General features: G+C 64.3%; 28 protein-coding genes and 1 tRNA gene. 17 read left to right on the top strand and 12 right to left on the bottom strand.

Annotation, left to right across the window (positions count from 1 at the left end):
• Positions 1–6 precede the first annotated feature (6 nt).
• Together HCA61_RS15835 and HCA61_RS15830 are read right to left on the bottom strand one after the other, a co-directional pair.
• A complete protein-coding gene (locus HCA61_RS15835) occupies positions 7–870 on the bottom strand; it encodes an RNA polymerase sigma-70 factor (protein ID WP_169689133.1) in 864 nt (287 codons plus the stop codon).
• Entirely contained in the window at positions 867–1,439 is a 573-nt protein-coding gene (locus tag HCA61_RS15830; RefSeq protein ID WP_169689132.1) for a carboxymuconolactone decarboxylase family protein, read from the bottom strand. The genes HCA61_RS15835 and HCA61_RS15830 overlap by 4 nt, the downstream gene beginning before the upstream one ends.
• Positions 1,440–1,738: 299 nt before the next feature.
• Between HCA61_RS15830 and HCA61_RS15825 the strand changes: the two genes are divergently transcribed.
• Complete coding sequence (locus tag HCA61_RS15825; RefSeq protein WP_169689131.1) at positions 1,739–2,131, top strand: hypothetical protein; 393 nt, start codon at positions 1,739–1,741, stop codon at positions 2,129–2,131.
• A gap of 34 nt (positions 2,132–2,165) precedes the next feature.
• Here HCA61_RS15825 and HCA61_RS15820 read toward each other — a convergent pair whose 3' ends face one another.
• Entirely contained in the window at positions 2,166–3,434 is a 1,269-nt protein-coding gene (locus HCA61_RS15820; protein ID WP_169689130.1) for a hypothetical protein, read from the bottom strand.
• Positions 3,435–3,482: 48 nt separating this feature from the next.
• Positions 3,483–5,054 (bottom strand): MFS transporter, encoded by a 1,572-nt coding sequence (locus tag HCA61_RS15815; RefSeq protein WP_169689129.1) that lies wholly within the window; start codon positions 5,052–5,054, stop codon positions 3,483–3,485.
• Positions 5,055–5,239: 185 nt separating this feature from the next.
• Between HCA61_RS15815 and HCA61_RS15810 the strand changes: the two genes are divergently transcribed.
• Positions 5,240–5,887, top strand: coding sequence for a PaaI family thioesterase (locus tag HCA61_RS15810; protein ID WP_169689128.1), 648 nt, complete (start codon positions 5,240–5,242; stop codon positions 5,885–5,887).
• Between the two features lie 10 nt (positions 5,888–5,897).
• On the opposite strand, the gene HCA61_RS15805 is transcribed toward HCA61_RS15810, so the two are convergent.
• Together HCA61_RS15805 and HCA61_RS15800 are read right to left on the bottom strand one after the other, a co-directional pair.
• A complete protein-coding gene (locus HCA61_RS15805; RefSeq protein WP_169689127.1) occupies positions 5,898–6,539 on the bottom strand; it encodes a dihydrofolate reductase family protein in 642 nt (213 codons plus the stop codon).
• 118 nt (positions 6,540–6,657) lie between these two features.
• The gene (locus HCA61_RS15800) at positions 6,658–6,876 is read right to left on the bottom strand and encodes a hypothetical protein (protein ID WP_169689126.1); all 219 of its coding nucleotides are present in this window, start codon (positions 6,874–6,876) and stop codon (positions 6,658–6,660) included.
• Positions 6,877–7,100: 224 nt separating this feature from the next.
• Between HCA61_RS15800 and HCA61_RS15795 the strand changes: the two genes are divergently transcribed.
• Positions 7,101–8,204: an alpha/beta hydrolase family protein gene (locus HCA61_RS15795; RefSeq protein WP_240959604.1), complete on the top strand. Its 1,104-nt coding sequence runs from the start codon at positions 7,101–7,103 to the stop codon at positions 8,202–8,204.
• A gap of 11 nt (positions 8,205–8,215) precedes the next feature.
• Here HCA61_RS15795 and HCA61_RS15790 read toward each other — a convergent pair whose 3' ends face one another.
• The gene (locus HCA61_RS15790) at positions 8,216–8,566 is read right to left on the bottom strand and encodes a hypothetical protein (RefSeq protein WP_169689125.1); all 351 of its coding nucleotides are present in this window, start codon (positions 8,564–8,566) and stop codon (positions 8,216–8,218) included.
• Between the two features lie 37 nt (positions 8,567–8,603).
• Positions 8,604–8,792 carry a ChaB family protein gene (locus HCA61_RS15785; RefSeq protein ID WP_169689124.1) on the bottom strand — a complete coding sequence of 63 codons (189 nt, stop codon included), beginning with the start codon at positions 8,790–8,792 and terminating at the stop codon, positions 8,604–8,606.
• Between the two features lie 103 nt (positions 8,793–8,895).
• On the opposite strand from HCA61_RS15785, the gene HCA61_RS15780 reads away from it, so the two are divergent.
• On the top strand, positions 8,896–9,426 hold the full coding sequence (locus tag HCA61_RS15780) for a putative immunity protein (protein WP_169689123.1): 531 nt from the start codon (positions 8,896–8,898) through the stop codon (positions 9,424–9,426).
• An 88-nt stretch (positions 9,427–9,514) separates the two neighbouring features.
• Here HCA61_RS15780 and HCA61_RS15775 read toward each other — a convergent pair whose 3' ends face one another.
• A complete protein-coding gene (locus HCA61_RS15775; protein ID WP_169689342.1) occupies positions 9,515–10,018 on the bottom strand; it encodes an NAD(P)H-dependent oxidoreductase in 504 nt (167 codons plus the stop codon).
• A 192-nt stretch (positions 10,019–10,210) separates the two neighbouring features.
• On the opposite strand from HCA61_RS15775, the gene HCA61_RS15770 reads away from it, so the two are divergent.
• Positions 10,211–10,648, top strand: a complete 438-nt coding sequence (locus HCA61_RS15770; protein ID WP_169689122.1) for a carboxymuconolactone decarboxylase family protein — start codon at positions 10,211–10,213, stop codon at positions 10,646–10,648.
• A 14-nt stretch (positions 10,649–10,662) separates the two neighbouring features.
• Here HCA61_RS15770 and HCA61_RS15765 read toward each other — a convergent pair whose 3' ends face one another.
• Positions 10,663–11,142, bottom strand: a complete 480-nt coding sequence (locus HCA61_RS15765) for a nucleoside deaminase (RefSeq protein WP_247274108.1) — start codon at positions 11,140–11,142, stop codon at positions 10,663–10,665.
• A 113-nt stretch (positions 11,143–11,255) separates the two neighbouring features.
• Between HCA61_RS15765 and HCA61_RS15760 the strand changes: the two genes are divergently transcribed.
• On the top strand, positions 11,256–11,627 hold the full coding sequence (locus HCA61_RS15760) for a hypothetical protein (RefSeq protein ID WP_169689120.1): 372 nt from the start codon (positions 11,256–11,258) through the stop codon (positions 11,625–11,627).
• A gap of 31 nt (positions 11,628–11,658) precedes the next feature.
• On the opposite strand, the gene HCA61_RS15755 is transcribed toward HCA61_RS15760, so the two are convergent.
• The gene (locus HCA61_RS15755) at positions 11,659–12,891 is read right to left on the bottom strand and encodes an FAD-dependent monooxygenase (RefSeq protein ID WP_169689119.1); all 1,233 of its coding nucleotides are present in this window, start codon (positions 12,889–12,891) and stop codon (positions 11,659–11,661) included.
• A 189-nt stretch (positions 12,892–13,080) separates the two neighbouring features.
• Here HCA61_RS15755 and HCA61_RS15750 point away from each other — a divergent pair, with 189 nt between their 5' ends.
• The 6 genes from HCA61_RS15750 (at position 13,081) to HCA61_RS15725 (ending at position 19,797) form a co-directional block, all read left to right on the top strand.
• Positions 13,081–14,001, top strand: a complete 921-nt coding sequence (locus tag HCA61_RS15750) for a GntR family transcriptional regulator (RefSeq protein ID WP_169689118.1) — start codon at positions 13,081–13,083, stop codon at positions 13,999–14,001.
• Positions 14,002–15,091: 1,090 nt separating this feature from the next.
• Positions 15,092–15,742 (top strand): ABC transporter ATP-binding protein, encoded by a 651-nt coding sequence (locus HCA61_RS15745; RefSeq protein ID WP_169689117.1) that lies wholly within the window; start codon positions 15,092–15,094, stop codon positions 15,740–15,742.
• Positions 15,742–17,103, top strand: a complete 1,362-nt coding sequence (locus HCA61_RS15740; protein ID WP_169689116.1) for a DUF6297 family protein — start codon at positions 15,742–15,744, stop codon at positions 17,101–17,103. The genes HCA61_RS15745 and HCA61_RS15740 overlap by 1 nt, the downstream gene beginning before the upstream one ends.
• 212 nt (positions 17,104–17,315) lie before the next feature.
• Positions 17,316–18,170, top strand: coding sequence for a TIGR04255 family protein (locus HCA61_RS15735; protein ID WP_169689115.1), 855 nt, complete (start codon positions 17,316–17,318; stop codon positions 18,168–18,170).
• Positions 18,167–18,916 (top strand): hypothetical protein, encoded by a 750-nt coding sequence (locus HCA61_RS15730; protein ID WP_169689114.1) that lies wholly within the window; start codon positions 18,167–18,169, stop codon positions 18,914–18,916. The genes HCA61_RS15735 and HCA61_RS15730 overlap by 4 nt, the downstream gene beginning before the upstream one ends.
• Positions 18,913–19,797 carry a hypothetical protein gene (locus HCA61_RS15725; protein WP_169689113.1) on the top strand — a complete coding sequence of 295 codons (885 nt, stop codon included), beginning with the start codon at positions 18,913–18,915 and terminating at the stop codon, positions 19,795–19,797. Before HCA61_RS15730 ends, HCA61_RS15725 begins: the two co-directional genes overlap by 4 nt.
• Positions 19,798–19,886: 89 nt before the next feature.
• Here HCA61_RS15725 and HCA61_RS15720 read toward each other — a convergent pair.
• A tRNA-Leu gene (locus HCA61_RS15720) sits at positions 19,887–19,969 on the bottom strand.
• 203 nt (positions 19,970–20,172) lie between these two features.
• Here HCA61_RS15720 and HCA61_RS15715 point away from each other — a divergent pair.
• From HCA61_RS15715 to HCA61_RS15695, 5 genes are all read left to right on the top strand, one after another.
• Entirely contained in the window at positions 20,173–21,525 is a 1,353-nt protein-coding gene (locus tag HCA61_RS15715; RefSeq protein ID WP_169689112.1) for a DUF3662 and FHA domain-containing protein, read from the top strand.
• Positions 21,526–21,681: 156 nt separating this feature from the next.
• Positions 21,682–22,143 (top strand): FHA domain-containing protein, encoded by a 462-nt coding sequence (locus HCA61_RS15710; protein WP_054713680.1) that lies wholly within the window; start codon positions 21,682–21,684, stop codon positions 22,141–22,143.
• Positions 22,140–23,636 carry a PP2C family serine/threonine-protein phosphatase gene (locus HCA61_RS15705; RefSeq protein WP_169689111.1) on the top strand — a complete coding sequence of 499 codons (1,497 nt, stop codon included), beginning with the start codon at positions 22,140–22,142 and terminating at the stop codon, positions 23,634–23,636. The genes HCA61_RS15710 and HCA61_RS15705 overlap by 4 nt, the downstream gene beginning before the upstream one ends.
• Positions 23,636–25,084 carry an FtsW/RodA/SpoVE family cell cycle protein gene (locus tag HCA61_RS15700; protein WP_169689110.1) on the top strand — a complete coding sequence of 483 codons (1,449 nt, stop codon included), beginning with the start codon at positions 23,636–23,638 and terminating at the stop codon, positions 25,082–25,084. Before HCA61_RS15705 ends, HCA61_RS15700 begins: the two co-directional genes overlap by 1 nt.
• Positions 25,081–26,565, top strand: a complete 1,485-nt coding sequence (locus HCA61_RS15695) for a penicillin-binding protein 2 (protein ID WP_169689109.1) — start codon at positions 25,081–25,083, stop codon at positions 26,563–26,565. Before HCA61_RS15700 ends, HCA61_RS15695 begins: the two co-directional genes overlap by 4 nt.
• Position 26,566 lies beyond the last annotated feature (1 nt).

Below are 26,566 nucleotides of genomic sequence, written 5' to 3'. Positions count from 1 at the left end.
GACGTCTCACCGCCGCAACTCCACCGTCTCGTTCATGCGTCCCAGTTTGTGCGGATTGGCGATCCCGTAGATGTGGGTGATCCTGCCGTCGGCAACCACCACACTCACCACGACTGTGGCGCCGTTCGCAGTCAGGCGTGCACCCGCCATACCGTTGATCCGGGTGGCGGTCACCTCGAAACCCCGAAGTTTCGGGTAGCGAACCAGCAGCGAGGCGAGCCGGCGCGCTCCGATGATCGGCTTCTTCGATGCCGGCGCCACTCCACCGCCGTCCGCAATCGCGACGACATCCGGGGCGAGGACCTCCATCAACGCCTGGATATCGCCCGTCGTGACTGCTGCCAGGAACTTCTCGACAACCACAGACTGCGCGCCCGGATCGACCGCCATCCGGGGCCGTCGCGCGGCGACATGTCTGCGGGCACGGTGAGCGATCTGCCGGACCGATGCCGGAGTCTTCTCCACCGCAGCGGCGATCTCCTCGTACGGAGTATCGAAAACCTCACGCAATACGAAGACCGCGCGTTCGGCCGGTGCGAGTGTCTCGAGCACGGTGAGCATCGCGATGGAGAGGCTGTCGGCCAGTTCGAGATCTTCCGCAATGTCGGGGGTGGTCAGTACCGGCTCGGGCAGCCATTCTCCGATGTACTCCTCGCGTCGCCGGGCCGAGGTTCGTAACTGGTTGAGCGACAGACGAGTGACGATCCGGACCAGATAGGCGCGAGCGTCGCGTACCTCCGTTCTATCCGCGGCATCCCACCGCAGCCACGCTTCCTGGACGACGTCCTCGGCGTCGGCAGCGGAGCCGAGCATCTCGTACGCGACCGTGAAGAGCAGGCTGCGGTGGGTGACGAACGGATCGTCGGTCATGACTTCGACGCTACGGCGAGTGGCGCAAGATCGCAGCTCGCCGCATATTCCTCCGAACCCACACCGAGCGCGATGTTGGAGCGTGTCGCGAAGTTCGAGAACGCGATGTGGGCCGTCAACTCGACCAGTGCGGCCGGACCGAGTGCATCGAGAAGGCGGGCCGACAGTTCGTCGGTGACGGTGGGTGGAGTAACGCTCATCGCCTCGGCGTACTCCATCACGTCGCGTTCGAGTGGTGTGAACACTTCGGACTCGCGCCACCTCGGCGTCTCACGCGCCTTCTTCTCGTCGAGGCCCTTGTTGTGTGCCTCGAAATACCCGTAATCGAGGCAGAATTCGCATCCGACGAGCGCCGCCACCGCCATTTGGGCGAACGACTTCAGATTCTCGTCGCACCGGTCCCATTTCTTGACTTTGCGGCCGACACTGAGACTGAAGTTCATCACCTTTCGGTTGTGCCACGACACGGCCACACCGTCGGGTACGTTGCCGACCATGCGTCGCGCTATGGCCTTGACGAGTCCGCCGTAGAGTCCGTTCATTTCCGCCGGTGGGATTCTGGTGGTCATCGTTCCTCCGATCGAAGTGGTGTCAACATGAAGACACCGGCGACGCCTCGAATGTGACACCCGGTTCGAAATTCGAGGCTCGATGACCCAGCGCATCGCCGGGCACCGAATACGCCCGCCAATGTAATGAATTCTGTATCGTGCCCGATGTGGAGGGCATGAGAATCTCACGCCGATTTACTTCAGCTGCAGCTGCCGGACTCCTGGGCACTGCAATGTTCGTTGCGGCGCCGGGTGTGGCCAGTGCCGCCGACCCATGTCAGCTCGGATGGTCGAATGTCGGACCGCGATCCTGCGTTATGAACAATGTTGCGACAGCGCCGGTGTTGACGTTGGGAAATGGCATCTGCGCAGGCATATTGAGCGCATCCGGCACCGCGTACGACGGGCCGTTGTACGAGTACTCGAATGCGCCCGGTTCCACTCATTCCGTGGAACTGCGTATCACGCAAGGGTTCTCGCCTTTGGGAGAGTGGGCTCCGACCTTGCTGGCCTGCGACGTCACTGCCATCATCGATTGGCGAAATCTCGACACCGGCCAGAGCGGCTCGGTGAGCCATTTCGTTCCCGCGCGCCACTCGAGCACCTATCCGATGGTCGTGCAGGTGCATCCGGGCCAGGGCCGGGTTCAGCTCACCCTGCGCACAGACCGTCCGAATATCCCGGTGTCGACCGAAGTGATCGTGCCCTGACACCACGACACCTGCAATACCGGGCGCCGAGCCATTACGCAGCGTTGTCCCGGCTCGGCCTCCGGTACTGCAACCACGCCATCGCGGCACCGCACGCAATCACCGATGCCACCGACGCAGCGACCGTCATCACCGTCCATGTGCTCGGCACATCTTCCGGAAAGTCCTGATTCGCTTCGGTGAGCGGGGTGTATGCGGTCCACCCGAACTGGATCATCAGCGGCAGCGCCATCACGGCCGGCAGTGTCAGCGACGTCGCAGTCACAGTTGCGGTGGAGGGCAGGGACGCGACGATCGTGTATGCGGCAGCACACGGTAGGGCGAAGATCGTCGCCACGAAATGCATGTTGTCCCATGGTGCCCGCTCGAAGATCGCTGTTGCCGTGACGAGCGCCAGCACTCCGATCCCGACAAGAGGTACCGGATACCGGCGGCCGAGCCACACACCGAGAGCCACCAGTATCGACGGGATCAACAGGATCGGCCACGCGCCCGGGGTCAATTCCTCTGCTGCACGAGCCGAGACGAGCAGTGCAGTAGCGGCGAGAAGCAGCTTTCCGGAGCGGTTCCGCAAGCTCAGTGCCGCGATGATCACGATCGGCACGATCAGGACGCCCAGAACCCATCGCCCCTGCCCGAAATCGCTCGTCGGCGTGTACAGGGCACCGTCGAACGACCAGTACAAGACGATTGCGATAAAAGGGATTCCGACACCGGCCACCAACTCACGCATGTCCCACGCCCGTGCGTCGCCCGTATCGACACCACCGATCACCACTGTCGCGATCGCGAGGACAGCGACGGCGACCGCCGAGCTCAACCACACGACATTCGCGGGTTGCTCGCTCACCTCGACATACGCCGTCCAGCCGGGGGACGAGGCCGCAAACATTCGGTATTCGGCGATCGGCGACGCCGTCAACAGACCGGCGACCACAGCGCCAGAAAGTACGCTCTGCCGACACAGCAGTTGCGGTCCCCAGCACATCGCCGACAGGCCACCGAGAATCAGGCCCGCGCCGATCGTCGCAGGATAGATGTCGTAACTCCATGCTCCGGGCAACGCGACGATCGCCACGAGCAGAGCCCCTGCGAGGACCGTGGTTGCCACCTGTGAGCGGCCGCGGCACACCGTTGCCGCGAGCATCGCCACGATCGAGCCCGCCGCAGCCGCTGCGACATCGGAATCGAACACCGAGCTCGAGCCGAAGTCGATGTAGGTGTCGACGCTGGGCTCACCCAGTACGACACCTGATGAAACACCCCCGACGACGATGAGGACGCATCGCAAGGCAGAGACCATGCCGCCACCTTCGCCGAACTGCCGGTTCGGGCACCGGCGACACGCCGCTCAGGCCTCACGCGCATCCTCGGCGGCGTAGCTCGCCAGCAGCACACGCTCGGCGTCGCGCTTCGGGAACGCGAAGAACACAAGTGCCGCACCGATGAGGACGATTGCGATTGCTGCCGCATATGCGCGCGTGTCGCCGTCGAGGAATGCTGCTCGGGCTGCGGCGATGATCTGCTGCGCGTACTGCGGATACCGTTCAGCGATGTTCGCCGCACCCGCGAACGATTTCTCCAGTGCGGCCTGCGTCGGTTCGCTGACCGACGACGCCTGCGGATTCGCGGCAATCGTGGCTGCGAACGATGCCGAATACCCCGCTGTGAGCAGCGCTCCGAGTATCGACTGCACTATGGCGCCACCAAGGTCGCGCTGGAGATCGGCTGTTCCGGAGGCCATGCCCGCGCGCGACACCGGCACCGAGCCCGTCAGTGAGTGGGATGCCGGTGTGCCTGCCAGGCCGACGCCTGCGCCGAGGAACATGAAACCCAGCGCAACAACCCAATAGTGGGCATCGGCGTCCCACATCATCAGAGCCACCACCAATCCGAGCACGATTGCGACGTATCCCAGCAGCAGCGTGAACCGAGCCCCGTGCGACTCGACGAGCTTCGCCGATTGCGGCGCCACCAGCACCATCACCAACGCCGCGGGAAGCGCAGCCGATCCCGCGGCGAGAGTCGAATACCCGAGGACGTTCTGCAGGTACTGCTGGCTGATGTACATCGTCCCCATCAGCGTGCCGAACACGATGATGCCCGCAACAGCCGCGACCCAGAAGGTCCGACGCCGCGCGATCCGCAGATCGAACAGCGGATTCCGCGCCCGCAGTTGACGGATCACGAAACCCACACCCGAGGCGGCAGCGATCGCGAGCGCAGACACGGCGACGGTGGTCATTCCGTCCACCGGAGCAAAGTTGATACCGACGACGAGTGATCCGACCAGGACTACCGACACGATTCCGCCGAGGTGGTCGACGGGGTCCGTCGACTCGTTGACGTGGCTCGGCACGAACACGATCGTGAGTCCGAGCGCCACGAGTGCCAGCGGGATCGTCACGAGAAACACCGATCCCCAGAAGAAGCCTTCCAGCAGCGACCCGGCGACGAGCGGCCCGAGCGCGGTGAGACCACCGCCGATCGACGACCACAACGCGATTGCTCGGGTCCGGCCCGCTCCCGACCACAGCGCCGTGATCAGCGCCAACGTCGTCGGATAGGCGAGCCCAGCCGACACTCCCCCGATCACCCGGGCCAGAAACAGGATCCCCTCGTTCGGTGCAAGGCCCGCGACGAGCGACGCGGGCACCGACAGCGCCATGCCGAGGAGCAGCATGCTCTTGCGTCCGTAGCGGTCGCCGATGGCGCCGAGATAGAGGACGGACGCCGCCAATCCGAGCGAGTACCCGACCGCGATGAGATTGAGACTGGTCTGAGTCGCATCGAAGGCTTTCCCGATATCGGGCAGTGCGACATTCGCAACGGCGAGGTTCAGGTTCGCGACCGCCGCGACGAGGATCAACGATGCCAGCACCAATGGTGCGCGAGTGGGACGGCCCTGGTCGGGTGTGGTCACAGAACAATGGTGCGCGCACCGGGCGGTTTCAGGGTGCGGTTCGCGCCACTTCGGCACACCGGACAACCGTCGCGGTCAGCGCGAATGCTTCCGCTCCCGATCAGCGGAAGTTGCCCGGCGACCGTTGCGGTCAGGACCTACCGTCGGTCCTCGTACAGCGCAGGGATTGTGGAGAAGGGGTGACCATGGCATCGACTGCCTCGGCAGAGATCAACGAAGGTGTCGCGACCTGCGCCCCACCCACAGGCCATGTGATCGAGGAGGTCGCGGATGCAACGCGACGTCTCATGACGGCGGTGTTGCGCACCGGACGCGACAACCCACACCTCGCCCGCATCCGCGACACGCTGCACGAGATCGCGGACACGCTCGACGAGCACTCCCCCGACCTCGACACGCGATTGGTCGAAATGTGGGAGGGAAACGGACCGACGCGCCACAGTCCCGTCACCGGCGTCGACAATCCGATCGCACCGCCGCTGCAGTTCCGGGGATACGACGACGGATCGATCCGCGGCGAAACCACGCTCGACCTGCCGTACCAGGGGCCACCGGCAAAGGTGCACGGCGGTATGTCTGCGCTCCTTCTCGATCACGCTCTCGGTAACGCGAACGACTACGCGGGCGAGCGTGGCATGACAGCGCAGCTCACGGTCCGGTACCACCGCGTGGCGCCATTGTTCGAGCCGCTGACGGTCGCTGCCCGTCAGGTGTCGCGCGACGGCCGGAAGATCCACACGGTCGGAGAGATCAGCACAGCCGACGGAGAGGTCTGTGTGTCGGCCGAAGGGCTGTTCATCGCCGGGTATCCCGCGCGTCCCCGCGCGGAGTGATTCGATCGCATCATTTTCGCCAGAACACGTGGTGAGTGACACCGCTCGAACTGGGTACGACGTCCAGGTGGAACCTGTCGCGCAACTCGTCGGGTGATTCCCAGAGCCGGAGACCTTGTCCGTACTTCACCGGCGACACGACCACATGCATGGTGTCGACGAGATCGGCATCGAGGAATTCCTTGATCGTGGTCACGCCACCACCGAGGCGCACATCTTTGCCTTGTGCAGCCTCGCGTGCCTGCTCGAGGACGGTTTCCGGGTCGCTGTTCACGAAGTGGAACGTGGTGTCTCCGAGCGTGAACGACGGACGTTCGTAGTGGGTCATCACGAACACCGGCGTGTGGAACGGCGGTTCGTCACCCCACCATCCGAGCCACTCGTGATCCGCCCAGGGGCCACGTTGCGGACCGAACTTGTTACGTCCCATGATCTCGGCGCCGATGTTGTGCGCGAAGTCGCGTGCGAAGTAGTCGTCGAGGCCGCGACTTCCACCCGGCTCGGTGCGATTGGGCCAGCTCGCCGTAGCACCGGCCCACGCGAACATCTCGCCGTGGTCGAGACCGAACGGATTCTCGAAACTCTGGTTTTCACCAGCAGCGATGCCGTCGCTCGACACGGTGAAATTCTGGACCCTCAGCAGCTGGCTCATTCGATCCTCCACGCACTCGTCATTGATGGCACAGAGTTGAGACTGCGCGCGTCAGCAAAAGTCATCGCCCCCGGCGGCGCACCAGGCAGGGTTCTTCCTGGTGCGCCGCTGGACCCGATTACGGGCCGGTAAGGCCACCGCCGTCGGCCGAGCCGGTCGCGATTCCAATGAGAATCGCCAGCAGGGGGTTGAGAACGTGGCACCGTAGTGGTTCCGCTTCACACCCCCAGTTGTCGATGACCGGAAGTGGTGACACAGGTTCCGCAGCAGCAGTACCCACCGAACCCAAGCCGAGCGACAGAGCCACAGCACCGACCAGAGCGAGTTTTCTGAGCATGAAGTACCCCTCTACGTTGTGACGTTGTGTTGATCTTGACAGTGCAACTACGTATCGCGGTCGAGAGAACTGCGTTACAACCAATGACACGGCCGGGCAACACTTCACGATGTCGAATGAAGTGCGGGTGGAGGGGCATCATGGCTACCATGTCGATACTCGGTCTCATCACACTCGCGCTGCACGGAACTCTCGCCGGCTGAACCATTAGAGGAAGGACCGAGATGCGGTCGATATCGAAAGGGAGAGTCAAGAGCATCGTCGTCTCCGGAGCAATCGCGACGATGGTGGCGGCCGCTGCCGGTAGCGGCATCGCATTCGCACAGGAGCAACCGCCGAACGACCCCATCGTTGCGACACAATCACTGCTCGCAGACCCGGTGTCGCCGGACGACTCCCGGATCGTCTCGAGCGAGATCGACGGACAGCATCTGACACTGCAGGTCTATTCCGCAGCGATGGACAAGAACATCCCCGTCCGGGTCCAGCGACCACGGGACGCCTCCCAGGCCCGGCCCGTGCTGTACCTGGTCAACGGTGCCGGAGGTGGTACCGATGCCGCAACGTGGTGGGCCAACACCGACGTCGGCGATTTTCTGGAAACACAAGATGTCAACGTGGTCATGCCCATCGGCGGCGCATTCTCGTACTACACCGACTGGAAACGGGAAGATCCAAACCTCGGTCTCAACAAGTGGCAGACGTTCTTCCTCGAGGAGCTTCCGCCGCTGATCGATGCCGCGCTGGGCACCAACGGCATACAGGCCATCGCGGCGAACTCGATGACTGCCACCGCCGTGTTGCAATACGCGATCGCCAAACCGGGCTTCTACTCCGCAGCAGCGGGTTACAGCGGGTGCGCACAAACGTCGGACCCCATCGGCAGGGAGTTCGTCAAACTCGTCGTCGAGACATGGGGCGGCGGCGATGTGCGCAACATGTGGGGCGAGGACGACGATCCGGCGTGGGTGGAGAACGATCCGGTGGTCAACGCCGAGGGCCTGCGCGGAACCAAGCTGTTCATCTCCGACGCCACCGGCCTGCCCGGACCGCACGAAACTCTCGGCAATGAGTTCACGGTCGTAGAACCGGATGCGAGTGTCGAGGATCAGGCGCTTGCGCTGGCGAACCAGGTCGTGGTCGGTGGTGTGATCGAGGCGGCGGTGCACTGGTGCACGACGAACCTGAAGAACCGCTTGAACGAACTCGACATTCCCGCGACATTCGACCTGCAGCCTCGAGGTACTCATTCGTGGGGGTACTGGCAGGACGCGTTCCATCAGTCGTGGCCGCTGCTCGCCGATGCGCTGGGTCTGCCACCGGCATAGTGACCGCCCGATCAGCGCGTTCGGATCTCACTGAGGTCCGTGCCCACCGGGAATGGCAGCGTGAACTCCTGCCCGACATCACCGACAGCATCGGATACCGCGGTCGTGACGATCACCCGGTCGTCGTAGAGGTGCCTGATCCGCACTGTATGTCCGTCGTAATGGAACCGATTCATGAGGAATCGAAGGCCACGGTCTTCGAGTACTTCCTCGGCCGTCGTCCAGTCGGAGACCGGCTCGAGGGGCCGGCCCAGGCGGTCGATGGGAATCATCTCCGGTTCCTGTGACTCCAGGTCGATCCAACCGATGACTTCACCGTCCTCGCGACGGTGCGGAATCCAGTGGCTCGGAACAGCGCTCATACACCTCACCGTATCCGGCGTCTACAGCTGCCGAATATCAATCCTGCTTCGGCACCCAATGGTCGTTCTCGAGGTCGTACTTCTCCTTGACCGCCCCGTAGGCTGCACGCTCGGCGTCCTCGCCCTCCCCGACCCGCTTGACCGCTGCTTCGTAGGCAGTACCGTACAGTTCCTGCACCTCCTTCGACGATCGGCGAACCGTTTGCGGGAGTTCGTATCGATCCACTGGGACATCCCTTCGTCGACGACGGACATGCTGTCACCCATTGTGGGTCGGTTGACGGCGGCGCGGTGCCGATCGGGCGAGTTCGACGAGGGAGGACCGAGCCATGACGTCGGTGACCGGCGACTTCGAACTGACACACGACGAATTGCGGGTGGTTGCTCGTTACGTCGCCGAGTCCGCGCATGAGGTGCTCTCCCGGTTCGAGGCCGTCAGGCCCGACGATCCTCGACCTCGTGCCGCCTTGGACGCTGCCTGGGAGTTCATCGGCGGTGCACGCCGAACGAAACTTCAACGCATCACCTCGATGGATGCGCATCGCGCAGCCGCGGACGCTCCCACCGAGGTCGCGCGACTGGCCGCACAAGCCGCAGGCGACGCCGCCGCCGCGGCCTATCTGCATCCCATCGCGAAAGCCCACCAGGTCGGGCACATCCTTCGGGCGGCAGCCAATGCGGCACGTATCGCAGAGATCGAGGCCGGCGACGACCCGGCCGTCGGTCACGAGATGATCGAGAAGGCGCGCATGCGAGCAACTCCGGTGTTGATCGACGTTCTGTGCCGGTACCCAACGGCACCGACCAGCAGAAGCCGTGCTGCACAACTCATGGCCGTTCTGGACACCGCGTTGCGCTGAAAGAGTGCGGATCGTCGTGCACATTGCTCACACACTTATCCCCAGGTGTGGAAGAACGGACAAACACGGCCAAGTGGTCGAAGTGCGTTCAAGACGCCTCCGTGCGGACTGCCGCAGTCACCCCCCGCGCCCAACGTTCGGCGTAATCGGCGATTGCGTTGTCCGTCGTATAGGTCGAGTCGAGGAGATACAGCCCTGGCGCCGGTGTCGTCGCACCCAGTTCCACCAGTACCGGCTTGAGCAGCAGGTCTGGCGCGAGTGCGTGCGCCGGGCCTGCGCCAAGCATGAGCGGTACCGCGACGACATCGCGCAATCCGTCGCCGGTGGCGAATTGATCGAGGAACAGTTTCAGCACACCGGTGTAGGTTGCCTTGAACGTCGGACTGGCGAACACGACCAGAGCGGCCTCGGAAACAGTCGACACAGCGGCAGCAACGTCCTCGTCACCCCACCCGAGAAGACCTGCACCGAGGCTGATCACGTCGATCACATGGTCGGGTTCCCGGCCGGTCAGTGCGGTCGCAAGCCGAACTCCGGCATCGAGAGTTCGAGAGCCGGGCTTGGGATTACCCGCAACGACGACGATCGACATGCTCACCTTCCAATCCTTCGGAGGTCACTGTTCGGGAGACGACGGCACCCGCCATCCTCCACTTCCACCGTGCTCCCCGGAACGTTTTCATTCGCTTCGAATACGATTCGGCCCACGGCACACCGGCGATTCGGCTAGTTTGTCAGCGCAGTCCCGCGCATTCTCAGCACAGCACGAACACGAGGGCGACAGATGAGCGATGTGAACCTCAGCAAGCTGCATCCGGCTGCGTACCAGCAACTGGTCGGTCTCAATGAGCAAGCCGAGACCGCGGTGAAGAACGCGGGTCTGGATCCGCTCTTGGCCGAACTGGTCAAGATCCGAATATCGCAGATCAACGGTTGCGCATTCTGCTTACGGATGCACACGCGCGACGCACTGGACAAGGGTGAGACGACCGACCGGCTGGCCGTGGTCGCGGCCTGGTGGGAGTCTCAGTACTTCACAGCTCAGGAGCGGGCCGCGCTCGCCCTCGCCGAGCAGGTCACCCGGTTGCCCGTTCCGGAGACGGATGCGTGGGACGACGGATCGTTGAGCGCCGAACAAGCGTCAGCGGTGAGCTGGCTCGCGATCGTGATGAACGCGTGGAATCGGGTGGCGATCACCAGCCACTATCCCGTGGCGCCCTGATTTCCGCACACTTTTCACTCACCGAGGTGGCATCGGCGATGCAACCGACGGATCGCGTCCTCCAGTTCCGGTGCCGGACCCTCGACGATGACGCCGGGCGCGACCTCGTGGATCGCCAGGGGCCGCACCGGCGCCGGTGGAACGCCCATTTCCTCGAGCCACTCGGTGAGCTGCCGAGACGATGCGACGTAGACGATTCTGCCGAGACCGACCCACCCGTGCGCAGCTGCGCACATCGGGCAGTGTTCTCCCGAGGTGTAGACGGTTGCGCCCGCGCGACTGTCGGGCGTCATGTTCTCCACTGCCCACCTGGCAAGTGCGAATTCGGGATGCCGAGTGCGGTCACCGTCGGCGATTCGGTTGCGATCTTCTGCGAGGACTCGGCCATCGGCGCCGACAAGTACGGAGCCGAATGGTTCGTCGCCTGCGACCAATGATTCCTCAGCGAGTTCGATGCATCGATGCAGGTGTGCGAGATCCGCGTCGTTCACCACTGTGGTCATCCCTTCGTCGCATTCGATAGTGCCCGGGGATCACGGCAGACGCCACTTCGATACTCGGGTAGAACCACTCAGGACAGCGCGTCGGCAGCACCGACAATGGACGTATGACTTCGATGAGCCACAGCCGCGGCGACGAAGACCCGCGCAGCTCCGCTCCCGCCACGATCGATACCGCCGTGACCGTTCTGTTCGTCATCGTGACCATCGTTTTCGCGGCCGTTGCGTTCTTCTTCTCCATGCTGTTTCCGATGGGGATGGATTCGTGCGGCCCCGAAGGCTGCCAGGAGGGTTATCTCACCGCCGCATTCGCAGTCACGTGGGGAGGAATTGCTGTGGCCTGCATCGGCACTGTTGCGGGTATCGTCCGTGCAGCGCGACGGCGAGCACGCATGTGGGTGTGGCCGCTCCTCGGTGCCACGACGATCGTGGTGGTGCTGCTGGTCGGGCTGAGCCTCGCCGAGCGCGCGGGCGGGTGACCTGTCATCGATCCCCTTACCGGGTGGATCGCTACTGTTCGGACGTCTGCTGTTCGCGCGCGGTCGAATAGTTGGGGAGTTCGATGTTCTCCGCGTGGGAGAAGAACATCTTCCGCGCCAGCGGCTGGAGGACGCGACTGGTGATGGCGCGGTTGAGCATCTGACCGAGGCCGATCACGAAGGCGCTTTTCGGCGCATACATCTTCATGCCACCACCCGGCATCTGTTGCCCCTGCTCCACGTACGGGCGCAGGACCTGCTCGTAACGCGCGAAGGCGCGGCGGTGATCGCCGTCGGCTGCTGCCAATTCACCGGCGAGGACGTACGCACCCACGAGTGCCAGGCTGGTTCCCATGCCCGTGAGCGGGCAGGGGCAGTAGCCGGCGTCCCCGACGAGCGCGACGCGTCCGCTCGTCCAGCTGTCCATCCGCACCTGGACGAGCGCGTCGAGGTAGAAGTCCTCGGCGGTGCGCGCCGCCTCGGCCAACTGTGGTGCGTGCCAGCCGGTACCGGCGAAATGTTCGGCGATGAGGCTGCGTTGAGCGTCGATATCGTTGCGGTCGTACATCAGGGGTTCGGATGCGAATGCCAGTGATGCCTTCATTCGCGTGGGATCGGTATCGGGGCGGATCGATGCGACCAGTCCGCCTGGGGCCTGGAACATCTCGTACCAGCCCTGTGTGTCCATCGACGTGCTCGGCGCAGTGAACCAGGCGGTGTAGCCACCGACGGGATGCACGACGTCCTTCTCGGGCCCGAATACTGTGCGGCGCACCGCCGAATGCGGGCCGTCGGCGCCGAATACGAGATCGACGGTGCGAACGGTGCCGTCGGACAGCGTGACCGTCACCTCGTCGCCGTTGTCGTCGAGCGCGGTGATGCGAGTACCGAAGAGGTACTCGACGTGATCATCTGCGGCCGAGTACAGAAGCGACGCAAGATCCCCGCGGAGGATTTCGACCTCGCTCACGATGCCGTCGCCGCCGAACGCGTCGACGGGCATCTCGGAGCGGTGCCTGCCCGAGGCGTCGACCCAGGCGATCCCTTTCTGTTCCACGCATGCCGCGCGGGCTGCCGGCATGAGCCCCATCCTTTCGATGACGGTTCTTCCGGCGCCGCGGAGGTCGACGGTCTGTCCGCCGGGTCGGATGCCGGGCGCGGCTTCGACCACCGTGACCTGCCATCCGTATTCGTTGAGCCAGTAGGCGAGGGCGGGTCCGGCAATTCCGGCTCCGCTGATGAGGGCGCTACGGCGGTGCGACATCTCGACTCCTTCTCGTCTTGTCGGGCCGTTCGACTGTTCTGGGGCCCACTGGTGAATCTACGATGTACGCATGCGCACTACTAGTGATCTGAACAGCGAAAACAGTGATTCTCGGAGTCAGTGCACTAGTACGGCCCTGAACATTCAGGACAGATGTGCGCACTGCACTAGTACAGCTGGAGGAGCCCGATGAACCCGCCCTACCTACAGATCGCCGAAGCGCTGCGCGACCGCATCGTCTCGGGTTCCCTTCGTCCTGGGCAGCTCGTTCCGTCGACCAGGAAGATCGTCGCCGAGTGGGGGGTCGCCATGGCCACCGCTACCAAGGCATTGGCCGAACTGCGCAGTCGCGGCCTTGTCGAAGTGGTGCCCGGCGTCGGCACCGTGGTTTCCGTGACCTCCACCGACGTCACCGAGCCTGCCGTCCTACAATTCACGCGGCGAGCACTGATCGTGCGGTGCGCCATGCGGATCGCCGATACCGAGGGCATCGCGGCCGTGTCGATGCGACGCATCGCCGCCGAGCTCGACCTTGCGCCCATGTCGCTGTACCGGCACGTCGTGAACAAGGAGGAGCTGTTTCTGCTGATGCGGGACGCAGCCTTCGGGGACATCACCCTCCCGGACGTACCGGAAGGCACCTGGCGGCAGCAACTCGAAGTGTCGATGGCCGCGCTGTGGAGTGTGTACCGGAGACATCCGTGGCTGGCGCGCACTTCGTCCCTGACACGGCCCTATGCGGGGCCGAACCAGCTGCGCTATTCGGAATGGAACCTGCGGGTGCTCTCCGAACTGGGGCTGAGCCCCGACCGCGTGTTCGTCCTTCACATCGCGTTGTTCAATCTGGTACACGGCACGGCCGCCAGCCTCGAGACGGAGGCGTACGAACAGGCGGAAACCGGTATGGACCAGGACCGTTGGATGCGCCGCCATCACGACCGCGGCACTGCGCTCATCGAATCCGGCCCGTACCCGTATTCGGCGAAGGTGTTCCTCGGGGCCACCGGGGACTTCGATCTCGACGTCCTGTTCACCACGGCACTCGCGACGATGCTCGACGGAATCTCCCGTCTGGTGGAGGGCGGTAGCGGAGACCCTACGGGTCGCTGAGCTTGCCTTCGGCCCCTTCCCCACAGCTGCCCGGTCGCCATACCCCGATAGACCATCTCGGCCAACGCTTCTGGCCCCACGTCGCAGAAGACGTGCGGCTCACGCTGGACCCGGTCGTTCGTGTCGACCCTCACGAGCGGGTGCTCCACCGCCAGCTGCGGAGACGAAGATACTGGCGCCCAGTCGGTTTCACGCACGGGAATGACACCCCTGCGCGCAGCGTCGAAGCGCTGACGTCGGACTCTGGGAGGCGAGCGACGAATGCCCGACGTGCCGCGGCTACCGGACCGGCCCGCGCACACGTCGTAGCACAAACACCTTGAGCCCCTCGACGGGTAGGTCGAGAGGCTCACGAAGTCAGGACGTCAGCGAAGACCCCGGCGGGGTGTGAAGAAGAAGGTCGGTATCGAAGACCGAACCATGAGAAGCGCCCCCTGGGGGCGTGTGGATAGACTCCACCCTACGGTGCATGACAGGTCCAATCTGTCGTGTGCCCAGACCCCGGTTCGGTGTTCCACCACCAGCCGGGGTCGACCTGTATTCAGGTCGGTGCAGGGATGGTCCCACGTGGTGTGACGCGCGTCAACTCGAACATGTGTTCAGGCATGTGACGACACGGCGCCGGACGGTGACGGCCACCGAAATCAGGCCTGGCAAGGTGCATCTGGCCTCGGCGCCGAATAGACTCACGAGGGTGTGTTACGGGTGGAGGAACGGGGCGGAGGTAGCTTTCTTCGTTCTGTCCTGGATTGTCGCGTTGGCCGTGCCGGTCGCAGCGATCTCCACCGGAGACACCTCGGCGTTGCTGGCGAGTCTGCTGGTTGCGGTCGTCGCTGTCACCACACTGTTGCTCGCCGTCCGTGTCGACGATCCGCTGTTTTCCTTCGGTAGGAGCATTCGAGGCCCTACAGGCGAGGAACAACGTCTACACGGTGAGTTCCGCCGACACTCTCACCCCGACACCGCAGGTCGGCCCCGTCCGCGCGCGCCCGGTTCCCCTTAGCGGGGACCGCAGAACGATCCATCTCACTGTTCGACGGTCCCTCCTCACCCTGTGTTTGCCTTGCCGAGGATGAGTGGAGACCCCTTCATGCACACCCCTGATCTGCACGGCGTACCCGCCGTGTCCATTCGCAATGCCCACCGTCGGTTCGGAGATGTGACGGTCCTGGCCGGAGTCGGCTTCGACGTTGCCGTCGGCCGATGCTGTGCCGTGGTCGGCGCAAACGGAGCAGGCAAGTCGACTCTGCTCAGGTGCGTCGTCGGAGCCGATCGTCTCGACGACGGCGCCATCGAAATCGATGGCACATCAGTCGACGAAACCTCTCCGGCGTTCCGCAGGAATGTCGCCGCGGTGTTCGGCGAGGTGCCTACCTTCGCTCACCTCACAGCACACGAACACCTACAACTCGTCGCGACCGGTCACGAGGTCCCCGACCCGTTCGAAGCGGCAACACAGGTCCTTGCAGACGTCGGTCTGCTACCGGTAGCAGACCAACTCCCGGTGACCTTGTCGAGCGGTCAGCGTCACCGGTTGGCGTTGGCGTCGGCGTTCGTCCGGCCCCGACGACTGTTGGTTCTCGACGAACCGGAACAACATCTCGACGAGGCCGGTCGCACATGGCTGGCATCTGCCCTCATCGACGAAAAACATTCAGGCGGAACAGTATTGATTGTCTCGCACGACGGCGTCCTGGTGGATACAGTCGCCGATCAGGTCGTCGAGGCAGACTCATGGTGATGACACGCAGCGCCGTTTCGGTGCGGTCGATCCGCATGCTCATCCGTGACTTCGAACGACAGCACACGCCGGTCGGCGGTCGTGCCGCGACGTTCGTGCTCGGGACACTCGGGTTGTACGTCGGTGCCGGCCTGCTGTGGTGGCTGTTCACGCTGCCACCGACCGTGCTCACCCCGCTGAACGTGTGGGTCACCGGGCAGCCGTGGACATCGACGTGGGGATGGGCTGTTACCGCGGCCGCTGCGGCGGTCGGGCTCGCTTTCGTGCGGGCGATCGGTCCGGTGAGCACCAGTGCCGAGTTCGGTTTCTGGCTGGTAGCGGCGCCCCTCGATCGCGGCGCTCTGCTACGCCGACGAGTAGCACTTGCGCTCGGATGTGGCGCAGTGGTCGGCGCGCTTGTGGGTCGTATTGCAGCTTTCGCGGCAGCGTTGACGACGTGGGTGCCATTCGCCGTTCTCATGGCAGCTGTCGGCTGCAGCGTGGTTGCGCTATCTGTTCTTACTCAGTGTCGGATACTCCCGCTGCGCATAGTGACCGACCTGATCCGGGTTGCGCTGCTGGGGTCAGTCGCCGCCGTTGTCGCTGCGATCGCCGGGGTGAACGTTCCCATGCCGATGAACTGGTGGCTTGTCACAGCAGTCGGGGCGACCGCCGTGGCCGTCGGGGCCTGCGCGGTGGCGTGCTGCGGCAGGATCGGAGCAGCGGACCTGACGGCCGGAGCAGGCACCACGGCGGCCGTGTCCGCCTCCGTCACCGCATTGGATCCTTCAGTGCTACTCGGGATGCTCGAACAGAAGGCTTGGCAACGTATCGGACGGCGTCGGACACGCCCGATACGCGGTGGTCTGTCACGGGCACTCATCGAATCCGACCTGCTTCGCCACCGTCGCCGACCGGTATCGTTGCTGTTGGCGTGCAGTGTCGTCGGCATTGTGGCCGTCGCGCCGATGGCGGTGACCCCACCAGCGGTAGCCGTGCTGCAACTCGCCGCGGTGTTCGTCGTCACGATGCTCTTCAGTGCGGGACTACGGGATATCTTGCGTGAGCGTGACTTCGGTGCATTACTCGGTTCCGCTGACCGGCAGATCCTGTTGCCGCTGACTGTAGTACCGAGCGTCGCAGCAACATTGGTCGCCGTGTCGACCACTTTCCTGAGTGGTGGTACCGCGGCGACGCTGGTGATCGGTCTGGCAGGTGGCTGTGGTGCGGCCTACCGGGTACGGACGCGGCCGTCGATCCGCTACGACGGTCTGATCCTCGAAACCGCTGTCGGCCAGATTCCGGTCGATCTGGTCCGGCAATGGCTCCGCGGACCGGAAGTACTGCTCGTCGCCGCCTGGCTGACTGCACTGCTCAGCTGAACACAGATCAATGTGGAGAGGTGACCGGTTGCCGGGTACGCGCGGTCAGTCCGTCCCGGGGCAATGCGAGTGTGCAATCGGTCGGCTGGGTTCGATCCACCTTCGACGGCCGGAGCAGTGGTCCAGTAGGCGTCCATCTGACCTACCGCTCCCGCTGCCCTTCTCGACATATTGACTACACTCGTCGGTAGGTGCATCTAAGGTGCATCTCAATGGACGGGACGCATATGACGATCGATCCGCACACACTTCAGCCTGCCGAGGACATCCCTTTGGGGGAGCTCCGCCCTGCCGATCCCACGCTGCTCGGAAACGCCCCACTCGAAGCCGCGGTGATCGAGATTCGCTTCACGTCTCCCGTAGAAGAGATCGCCCCAGAAGCCGCGGCCACGCTTCGCGACAACCTCGTCGACAACACCGGGATCGACTACCCGACCATCCAACAAGCCCGCCAGCAGCAGATGCGGATCGACTTCGGTTCCAACGGCGCCTCCCAGGTGGCGTCGGAATCGCAGGGGTGGCAGGTCGTGTCAGCGGACGGTTCCGGCCACATCACGCTCATGCCCGACATCCTGATCCTCCAGATCAACCGCTATGAGCGTTGGAGCACCAGCCTGAAAACTCCGCTCACCGTTCTGCTCGAGTCACTCCGACTGTTGATCAAACCTTCGCTGGTGCACCGCATCGGCCTGCGGTACGTCGACCGCTTCCAAGACCGCGGCATCCACTCCGCAGAGGCATGGCGTGGTCGGATCCATGACACCCTCCTCGGACCTGTGCTCAACCCAATCTTCGGCAATAGCGTCCGAGGCGCCCAACAGCAGGTGGAGATCCGCCTCGACGACCATCACGGCGCGTTGCTGCGCCATGGGCCGATTCAGGACGATTCCGGCAAGAACGTGCATTACCTTCTCGACACCGACGTGTTCCGCCACTCTTCCTTCACATTCGACGTACGGGAGGTCGTCATGTCGGCCGAGCGCCTGAACCGCACCGCGCTGTCCCTGTTCCAGGCATCGGTGACCGAGGCATACCTGAAGGAGCTTCGAGAGGGAGGCGAAGGATGACGATCATGTACGAGCCGACCGGCTCACGGGTACTCCGGTCGTCGTCCTCGAGGTCCGATCGGCTGGGGTTGCACCCGGTACACGCTGAGGACACCTACTGGTCCAGCACCTTCATGGCGATGAGTTCCTCATCTGGGCTGAGAAATGTGGCTGCGCACTTCTCCAGCGCGCTCGATACCTCACGCCGGGAACAAGTTCATGTCGCCGTCATCAAATACGTCGACGGCAAGACCGACCTGCCGGGCTCGGCATTGTGGATGACCACCCCATACACATTCATCGACACTGTGCGAGCGGAGACTCGAAAGGTCACCGAAACCGCGGACGTCGTCGATGCGTTCGAACAGCTCCGGACCGACCTTGGTCTCACACAGAAGGAAATGTTCAAGGCCACCGGCATCCGCAAGCGGACCTTCCATTCGTGGGCGGACAAGCCGGCTGGAAGCCGACCTCGTGTCGCCAGCCTGGGTCGACTGTGGGAGCTCGCGGATGCGGTCGACGATCTCCACAACACCGTCGATCAGCCGCTGGCTCGGTGGCTCCGGGGCGACCCGCAGCGGATCGATGCCCTGCTCGACGCCAGGTTCGACGACCTCGTAGACATGGCGGTTGACAGGACTCCGCTCCCCCAGCGCGAGATCGGCACTTCGGTGGCTGAAGGAATCGCAGAGGAAATCGACACTCCGATCATCCGCTCCGGAGGGCCCTTGGTTACCGAAGACGTCGAGGACGGATTCGCACGTTGACAATCGACCGTCTCCTGCCGGAGCAGTGGGATCCGGACACACTTGTCTCACTCGAGCGGTGGCGGCAGGGTCATCTCCTCAAAATGGACCGGGGAACCTGGATCGTTCCCGCGTGGCAGGACGACCCCGTGACCGGCGAACGGTCCGCCGGCGCAGCAGTGGGTGGGGTGCGTGCGCGTTCGGCGCTGCTGAGCGACACCGGATACTCGGTGGTGGTCTCGCAGACTTGCGATATCGCGGGTGGCCCCGCGAAGCGGCACCCATTGGTGAGCGTGTGTCCGGTGCGAGACGTATCGGCCTTCCCCACGGACAAGATCCAGCAAATCAAGGACCACCAGGTGACGGAGTACGTCTGGCTGACTCAGCCGCCCGCGGTTGGAGCGGCCTGGGCTGTGGACCTGCGCGCGGTTGTCCCGGTCAGCAAAGGCCTACTCGCTGCACATGACCCCGTCGAGGGCTTTGCCACGATCGAGGAGGAGCTGATTCTCGGCCGGCGGCTCGTCAGCAAACTCTCCCGCCCCGCTGTTCACGACGCACTGGCAGGGCCGGTATTCGAGTCGCTACGGAGGCTCCTCTCGAAGTGCAAGAAGTCGCAGGCGTGGTGTGATGACGTCGAGCAGTTTCGTCTAGAGGTCGTCGAGGGATCGCCGCTGTTGCCGAAGCGGGTGCGCCTCCTCGTACTGACCGACCACCCGTTCAGCCCGACCGAGAAGAAGCAGCTTCGCGACGAGTGGAAATCCCACAAGAAGGCACTGAAGGACGCTGGAATCAACTGGGAACCGATCCATTTCCTCACCGTCGACAAGTGCTCGGTGCGGCTGTACCGCCGCAACACAGTTCCCATCGACGTCCCGACGCTGGATCGGGGACGATTCGCGTAAGTCGACGACCAACCCGCAAACAAGAATGAGGTCACGACCTCTTTCGAGTTCGTGACCTCATTCGTCGTAGTTCGTGGAACTACTCACTGTGGGCGAAGGGGGACTTGAACCCCCACGTCCCGAAGGACACTGGCACCTGAAGCCAGCGCGTCTGCCATTCCGCCACTCGCCCGAGCAACGCAGAAAACAGTAACACAGCGCCTACCGAATCACCGATTCACGAGGTCAGAGCAACTTTTCGGGCTCCCGCCACGCCCATCGACATGTCAGGTTGAACACGCGGAGTAATCCGCCCGGTCGAATCCGAGCAAAAATGGATACCATGCACTAGCGAGATCTGCACCCACGACACGCTGGACCGGAAAGGGGGTCGTCATGGGTATCGCCCAACGCTTCGAGCGAAAGCTGCAAGCAGCAATCGGCGACGCGTTCGCCCGCGTCTTCGGTGGTGGCGTCGTCCCCCAGGAAGTCGAAGCTGCCCTCCAACAAGAGGCCACCGACGGCGTCCAGCAGCTTGATCGTGGCCACACGCTGGCCCCGAACAAGTACGTCATCACCATCAGCGACTCCGATCACGAGGCCTTGGCGGCGGATCGGGACTTGACTGTGAAGGCGTTCGCGCGTCACCTTGAGGACTTCATTCGCGAACAGGGATGGCAGACATACGGTGAAATCCAGGTTGTATTCGAGTCGTCTTCGGCACTGCACACCGGGCAGTTCCGGACACGCGGCTCGGTCGACCCTGAGGCAGGGCGTCCACCGACGCACGTCCCGTCACAGCGGACCCCGAAGAACCGTCCAACAGTGACCCCCGAACCAGGAGTTGGCTCCATGACGCAGAACCCCGGCTACGAACCAAGCCGTGACCCCGCCGAGGCGGAAGCACAGTACGCACGAAACGGTCACGCGCACGGCGGCCAGGATCAGCGCTACGCACAGGGCTACAACGGTGGTTACGCCCCTCAGGGCGGCGGGTACGACGACCAGGGTGGTTACGACCAGCAGGCCGCCTACGGCGCTCAAGGCTACGAGCAGCCGGCCTACGACCAGCAGAACTACCAGCAGGGCTACGACCAGCAGGGCTACGGCGCCCAGGGCTACCAGCAGGACCAGGGTGGCTATTCACAAGACCAGGCGTACGGGCAGCAGGCCGAGCAGGCATACGGACAGCAGGCCTACAGCCAGGACTACGGCCAGCAGGGGTACGCAGACCCCGGCTACCAGCAGCCCGACCAGGGATACCAGCAGCAGGGGTACGCAGCGGGCGCGGGGTACGACCAGGGCTACGCAGACCCGGGTTACCAGCAGCAGGCGTACGGCCAGCAGGGCTACGCCGATCAGGGTTACGCCGATCCCGGCTACCAGCAGCCCGACCAGGGATACCAGCAGCAGGCATATGCGGGCGGCGGCTACCAGCAGCCTCCCGCAGCGGCCGGACGTGTCCTGACCGCGACCCTGCAGCTCGAGGACGGCAGCGGCCGCTACTACCAGCTCCGCGAAGGCAGCAACATCATCGGACGCGGGCAGGACGCCCAGTTCCGCCTTCCCGACACGGGTGTGTCCCGCCGCCACATCGACATCCGCTGGGACGGGCAGGTCGCGATGCTTTCCGATCTCGGTTCGACCAACGGCACCACCGTCAACAGTGCTTCGGTTCAGGACTGGCAGCTCGCCGATGGCGATGTGATCCGCGCAGGCCACTCGGAAATCCTCGTTCGTATCCTCTGACCAGCGGAAAAACCGGCTCACCGGATCCACAGATCTCATCCGCAGCACGAGCTGCGGATCTGATTCTGCATGGAGTCGGTCGATGTCCGTATTGTGAGTGACCGCACCGAACCGGACGACCGCGCGCCGGTCGCACATGCCGAAGGAGGACATGCCGTGCAGGGGCTGATTCTGCAGCTGAGCCGGGCAGGTTTCCTTCTCCTGCTGTGGCTGTTCGTTTGGGCAGTGCTACGAGCATTGCGCTCGGACATCTATGCCGGTTCTGCGCGACCACTACCGCGCTACTCCCCCAAGCAGTCGGTATTGCCGTCGCTCGGCCGTAACAAGACCGCCAAGTACCTGGTCGTGACGCAGGGTGCCCTCGCGGGCACCAGGATCACGCTCAGCACGCAACCGGTGATGATCGGTCGCGCCGACGATTCGACACTCGTGCTCACCGATGACTACGCGTCCACCCGGCATGCGCGACTATCGCCGCGCGGGTCCGATTGGTACGTCGAAGACCTCGGCTCGACGAACGGAACGTACTTGGACCGAGCAAAAGTCACCACGGCTGTCCGCGTACCCCTCGGCACTCCTGTGCGCGTGGGTAAGACCGTGATCGAGCTCCGCCCGTGACACTTGTACTGCGCTACGCCGCACGCAGCGACCGCGGCCTCGTTCGCTCCAACAACGAGGACTCCGTCTACGCCGGTGCGCGCCTGCTGGCCTTGGCCGACGGAATGGGTGGTCACGCCGCCGGCGAGGTCGCCTCGCAACTGATGATCGCCGCGCTCGCACATCTCGACGACGACGAGCCGGGAGGAGATCTCCTCGGCAAACTCGACGACGCGGTTCGAGAGGGCAATGCCGCGATCGCCGATCAGGTCGAGGAAGAACCCGAACTCGACGGCATGGGCACCACGCTCACCGCCATCCTGTTCGCAGGAAGCAAGCTGGGCCTGGCGCATATCGGCGACTCCCGCGCTTACCTGCTGCGCGACAACCAGCTCACCCAGATCACCCGCGACGACACGTTCGTGCAGTCACTGGTCGACGAAGGCCGCATCACCGCGGAACAGGCGCACACGCATCCGCAGCGTTCGCTGATCATGCGCGCGCTCACCGGTGCAGAAGTGGAGCCGACCCTGACGGTGCGCGAAGCGCGCGCCGGGGATCGTTACCTGATCTGCTCCGACGGCCTGTCCGATGTGGTGAGCGACGAGACGATCGCGAACACCCTGGGCGAGGGCGGCCACGACGAATGCGCCGACCGGCTCATCGAACTTGCATTGCGCAGCGGCGGCCCCGACAACATCACCGTGGTGGTCGCCGACGTCATCGATCTCGACTACGGGCAGAGCAACCCCATCGTCGCCGGAGCAGCATCGGGTGAGGACGAGGACGAAGCTCCCCGGCCGAACACCGCCGCCGGTCGCGCCGCCGCCATGCGGCCGCCCCGCGCCACACCCAAGCGCGTCATCAACAAAGCGCCCGAAGAGCCGAAGAAGCGTCGTAGCCGGTGGTGGGCCCCGCTCATCGCGCTCGTGGTGCTCGGTCTGGTCGCCACAGGTGGGTACTTCGGTCGGCAGATGATCCAGAACAACTACTACGTCAGCGCCGATGACGCGCGCGTCACCGTGCTGCGCGGTCTCCCCGGCAACATCTTCGGTTACTCGCTGCAGGAGCCGGCACGTATCGGGTGCGTGACCGACGAGGGCGAGCTGACCCTTGTGGATCCGGCCGACGCGCAGTGTCGCGTGATGATGGTCGACGACCTTCAGCCCGCCGCGCGAGAGCAGGTTCGTGCCGGCCTTCCGTCCGGGACGCTCGACGAGGCGAGCGTGCAGATGGCCCGCCTCGCGCAGCAGGATCTGCTTCCGGTGTGCAAGGTCGAGGAGCCGGCTCCTGCCCCGGCCCCGGAACCCACACCACCTGCGACCGGCGAACCCACACCGGGAGCACCCGTGCCCGGTGAGACACCTGCCCCGCCTGCCGAGCCCGTCCCGAATGAGGCAGCACCCGCACCCGGTGAACAAGCGCCCGAAAACGGCGGAATCGAAACGACGGCGGCGCCGGAACCGGCGCCCGTACCCCAGGTCCCCGGCCAGAACTGCAGGGTGGGCGCCTGATGTCGGTGACCCATGGTGCGGGGGCTTTTCCCAGCCCCCCCGGTGGTTTCGCTCCGGCCCCTGCTCAATCCACGAAGCGCAACACCGAACTGGGACTACTGCTCGTCGCGATCGGCATCACGACGGTGTCGATGATGCTCGTCGAGGCCTCTCTCGAGCAGGCGCTCACGCTCGATCTCGCAAAGTACGGACTCGCGTACGCCGGGTTGTTCCTCGTCGCGCACCTGGCGGTGAGGCGGTACGCCAAGTACGCCGATCCACTGCTGTTGCCGATCGTCGCGTTGCTCAACGGTCTCGGCCTCGTGCTGATCCACCGGCTCGACCTGGCCGACCAGGAAAACGCGCGCTACATGGGTCTGCCGATGCCGTCGCCCGACGCGAACCAGCAGGTGCTGTGGACCGCGATCGGCATAGCCCTGTTCATCGCTGTCCTCGTGTTCCTCCACGACTACCGGCTGCTTGCCCGCTTCAGCTACACCCTCGGGTTGATCGGGCTGATCGCCCTCGCGATCCCCGCGTTGCTGCCGTCGCAGTTCTCCGAGGTCAACGGCGCCAAGATCTGGATCAGGCTTCCCGGCTTCAGTATCCAGCCGGGTGAATTCGCCAAGATTCTGCTGATCATCTTCTTCGCCTCCGTGCTCGTGGCGAAACGTGATCTGTTCACCACGGCAGGCAAACACTTCCTCGGCATGGATTTTCCCCGTGCGCGAGACCTCGGCCCGATCCTCGCCGCGTGGATCATTTCCATCGGCGTCATGGTCTTCGAAAAAGACCTGGGCACCTCGCTGTTGCTGTTCACCACCGTTCTGGTGATGCTCTACATCGCGACGGAACGCGTGGGCTGGCTGATCATCGGATTTTCGCTGCTCGCGGTCGGCTTCGTCTTCGCGTACCAGATGTTCGGTCACGTCCGCGTCCGCGTCCAGACGTGGGCCGACCCACTCGCCGACTACAGCAACACCGGATATCAGATTTCGCAGTCGCTGTTCGGTCTGGCCACCGGCGGTGTCGCAGGCACGGGTCTCGGCAGCGGGCGGCCCGCCCAGGTGCCGTTCGCGAAGACCGACTTCATCATCGCCGCGATCGGTGAGGAACTCGGCCTGATCGGGCTCGCCGCGATCCTGCTGCTGTTCCTCATCCTCGTCATCCGCGGCTTGCGCACCGCTCTCGCCGTGCGCGACAGTTTCGGCAAACTCCTCGCCGCCGGTCTGTCGTTCACCCTCGCCGTCCAGTTGTTCGTCGTGGTCGGCGGTGTCACCAAACTGATTCCCCTCACGGGCCTGACCACGCCGTTCGTTTCGTACGGCGGGTCGTCGCTGCTCGCGAACTACTTGCTGCTCGCTCTGCTGATGAAGATCTCGCACGCCGCACGCGAACCCGTGCAGCCGCGTAAGAAGCCGATGACGCCCATCGCGGAAGCGCAGACGGAAATGATGGGGCGCGAATGAACACTCCGCTCCGCAAGGTCGCGATGGCCGTGATGTTCATGGTTGTCGCCCTGCTCGCAAACGCCACCTACGTGCAGGTCATCAAGGCAGACGATCTGCGCACCGACCCGCGCAACTCACGGGTGTTGATCGACGAGTACTCCCGTCAGCGCGGTCAGATCTCGGCTGCCGGGCAGGCGCTGGCCGTGTCGATCCCCACCGACAGTCGCTACAAGTACCTGCGTGAATATCCGTCGACACCCGCACAGCCCATGAGTCCGCTCGCCTACGCGCCGGTCACCGGGTTCTACTCGATGCAGTACGGCAGCACGGGCCTCGAACGCAGTGAGGACGAACTGCTCAACGGCTCCGACAACCTGCTGTTCGGACGCCGGCTGTTCGATCTGGTGTCGGGACGCAACCCGCGCGGCGGCAATGTGGTCTCGACAATCGATCCGGCCATGCAGCAGGTCGCGTACGACGAACTCACCTCCAAGGGATACACCGGGTCGGTCGTGGCCATCGAGCCTGCGACCGGCAAGATCCTCGCGATGGTGAGCACGCCGAGCTACGACCCGAACCGGTTGTCCGGACACGACGGTGCCGCAACGTCGGCGGCGTGGGACGAACTGAACGCAGACCCGGACAAGCCGATGCTCAACCGCGCAATCTCTCAGACCTACCCGCCGGGTTCAACGTTCAAAGTGGTGACGACGGCGGCAGCCCTCGAGTCGGGCGTCACCCCGGACGATCAGTTCACGGCCGCCCCGAACATCACCCTTCCCGACAGCACGACCACCCTCGAGAACTACGGCGGCGCTGCCTGCGGCGGCGCTCCGACGGTGTCGCTTCGCGAAGCGTTCGCACGCTCGTGCAACACCGCGTTCGTAGAGATGGGCATCAACACCGGTCGTGAGGCTCTGGTCGACCAGGCGGAAGCTCTGGGCATCGGGGAGACCATGGACATTCCGTTGCCTGTCGCGGAGAGCACGGTCGGGCAGATCGCCGACGGGGCTGCGCTCGGGCAGTCCACCATCGGTCAGCGCGACGTCGCACTGACTCCCCTGCAGAACGCGGTCATCGCCGCGACCGTCGCCAACGGCGGTGTGCGCATGAAGCCGTATCTCGTCGAACGTCTGGAGGGGCCCGATCTCGCACTCCTCGCGGAAACCAAGCCCGAATCCCTCGGGCAGGCCATCGACCCCTCGGTCGCGGCAACACTGACCGATTTGATGATCGGCTCCGAAGAATGGTCGGGTGGACAGGGTGCGATTCCCGGTGTTCAGATCGCGTCGAAGACCGGCACCGCCGAGCACGGCAGCGACCCGCGCAACACCCCACCTCACACGCTGTATATCGGGTTCGCACCCGCTCAGCAGCCCACAGTGGCGGTGGCCGTGATCGTCGAGGACGGTGGTGATCGCGCTCTCGCCGCTACCGGTGGCTCGGTGGCTGCGCCTATCGGACGGGCCGTGATTTCGGCCGGAATACAGGGAGGCTGAC

Source organism: Rhodococcus sp. HNM0563, from assembly GCF_012726195.1.
In the GTDB taxonomy this organism is placed as follows: domain Bacteria; phylum Actinomycetota; class Actinomycetes; order Mycobacteriales; family Mycobacteriaceae; genus Rhodococcus.
The sequence above is the reverse complement of the archived record's forward strand: the minus strand, read 5'-3'. Positions and strand labels throughout refer to the sequence as shown.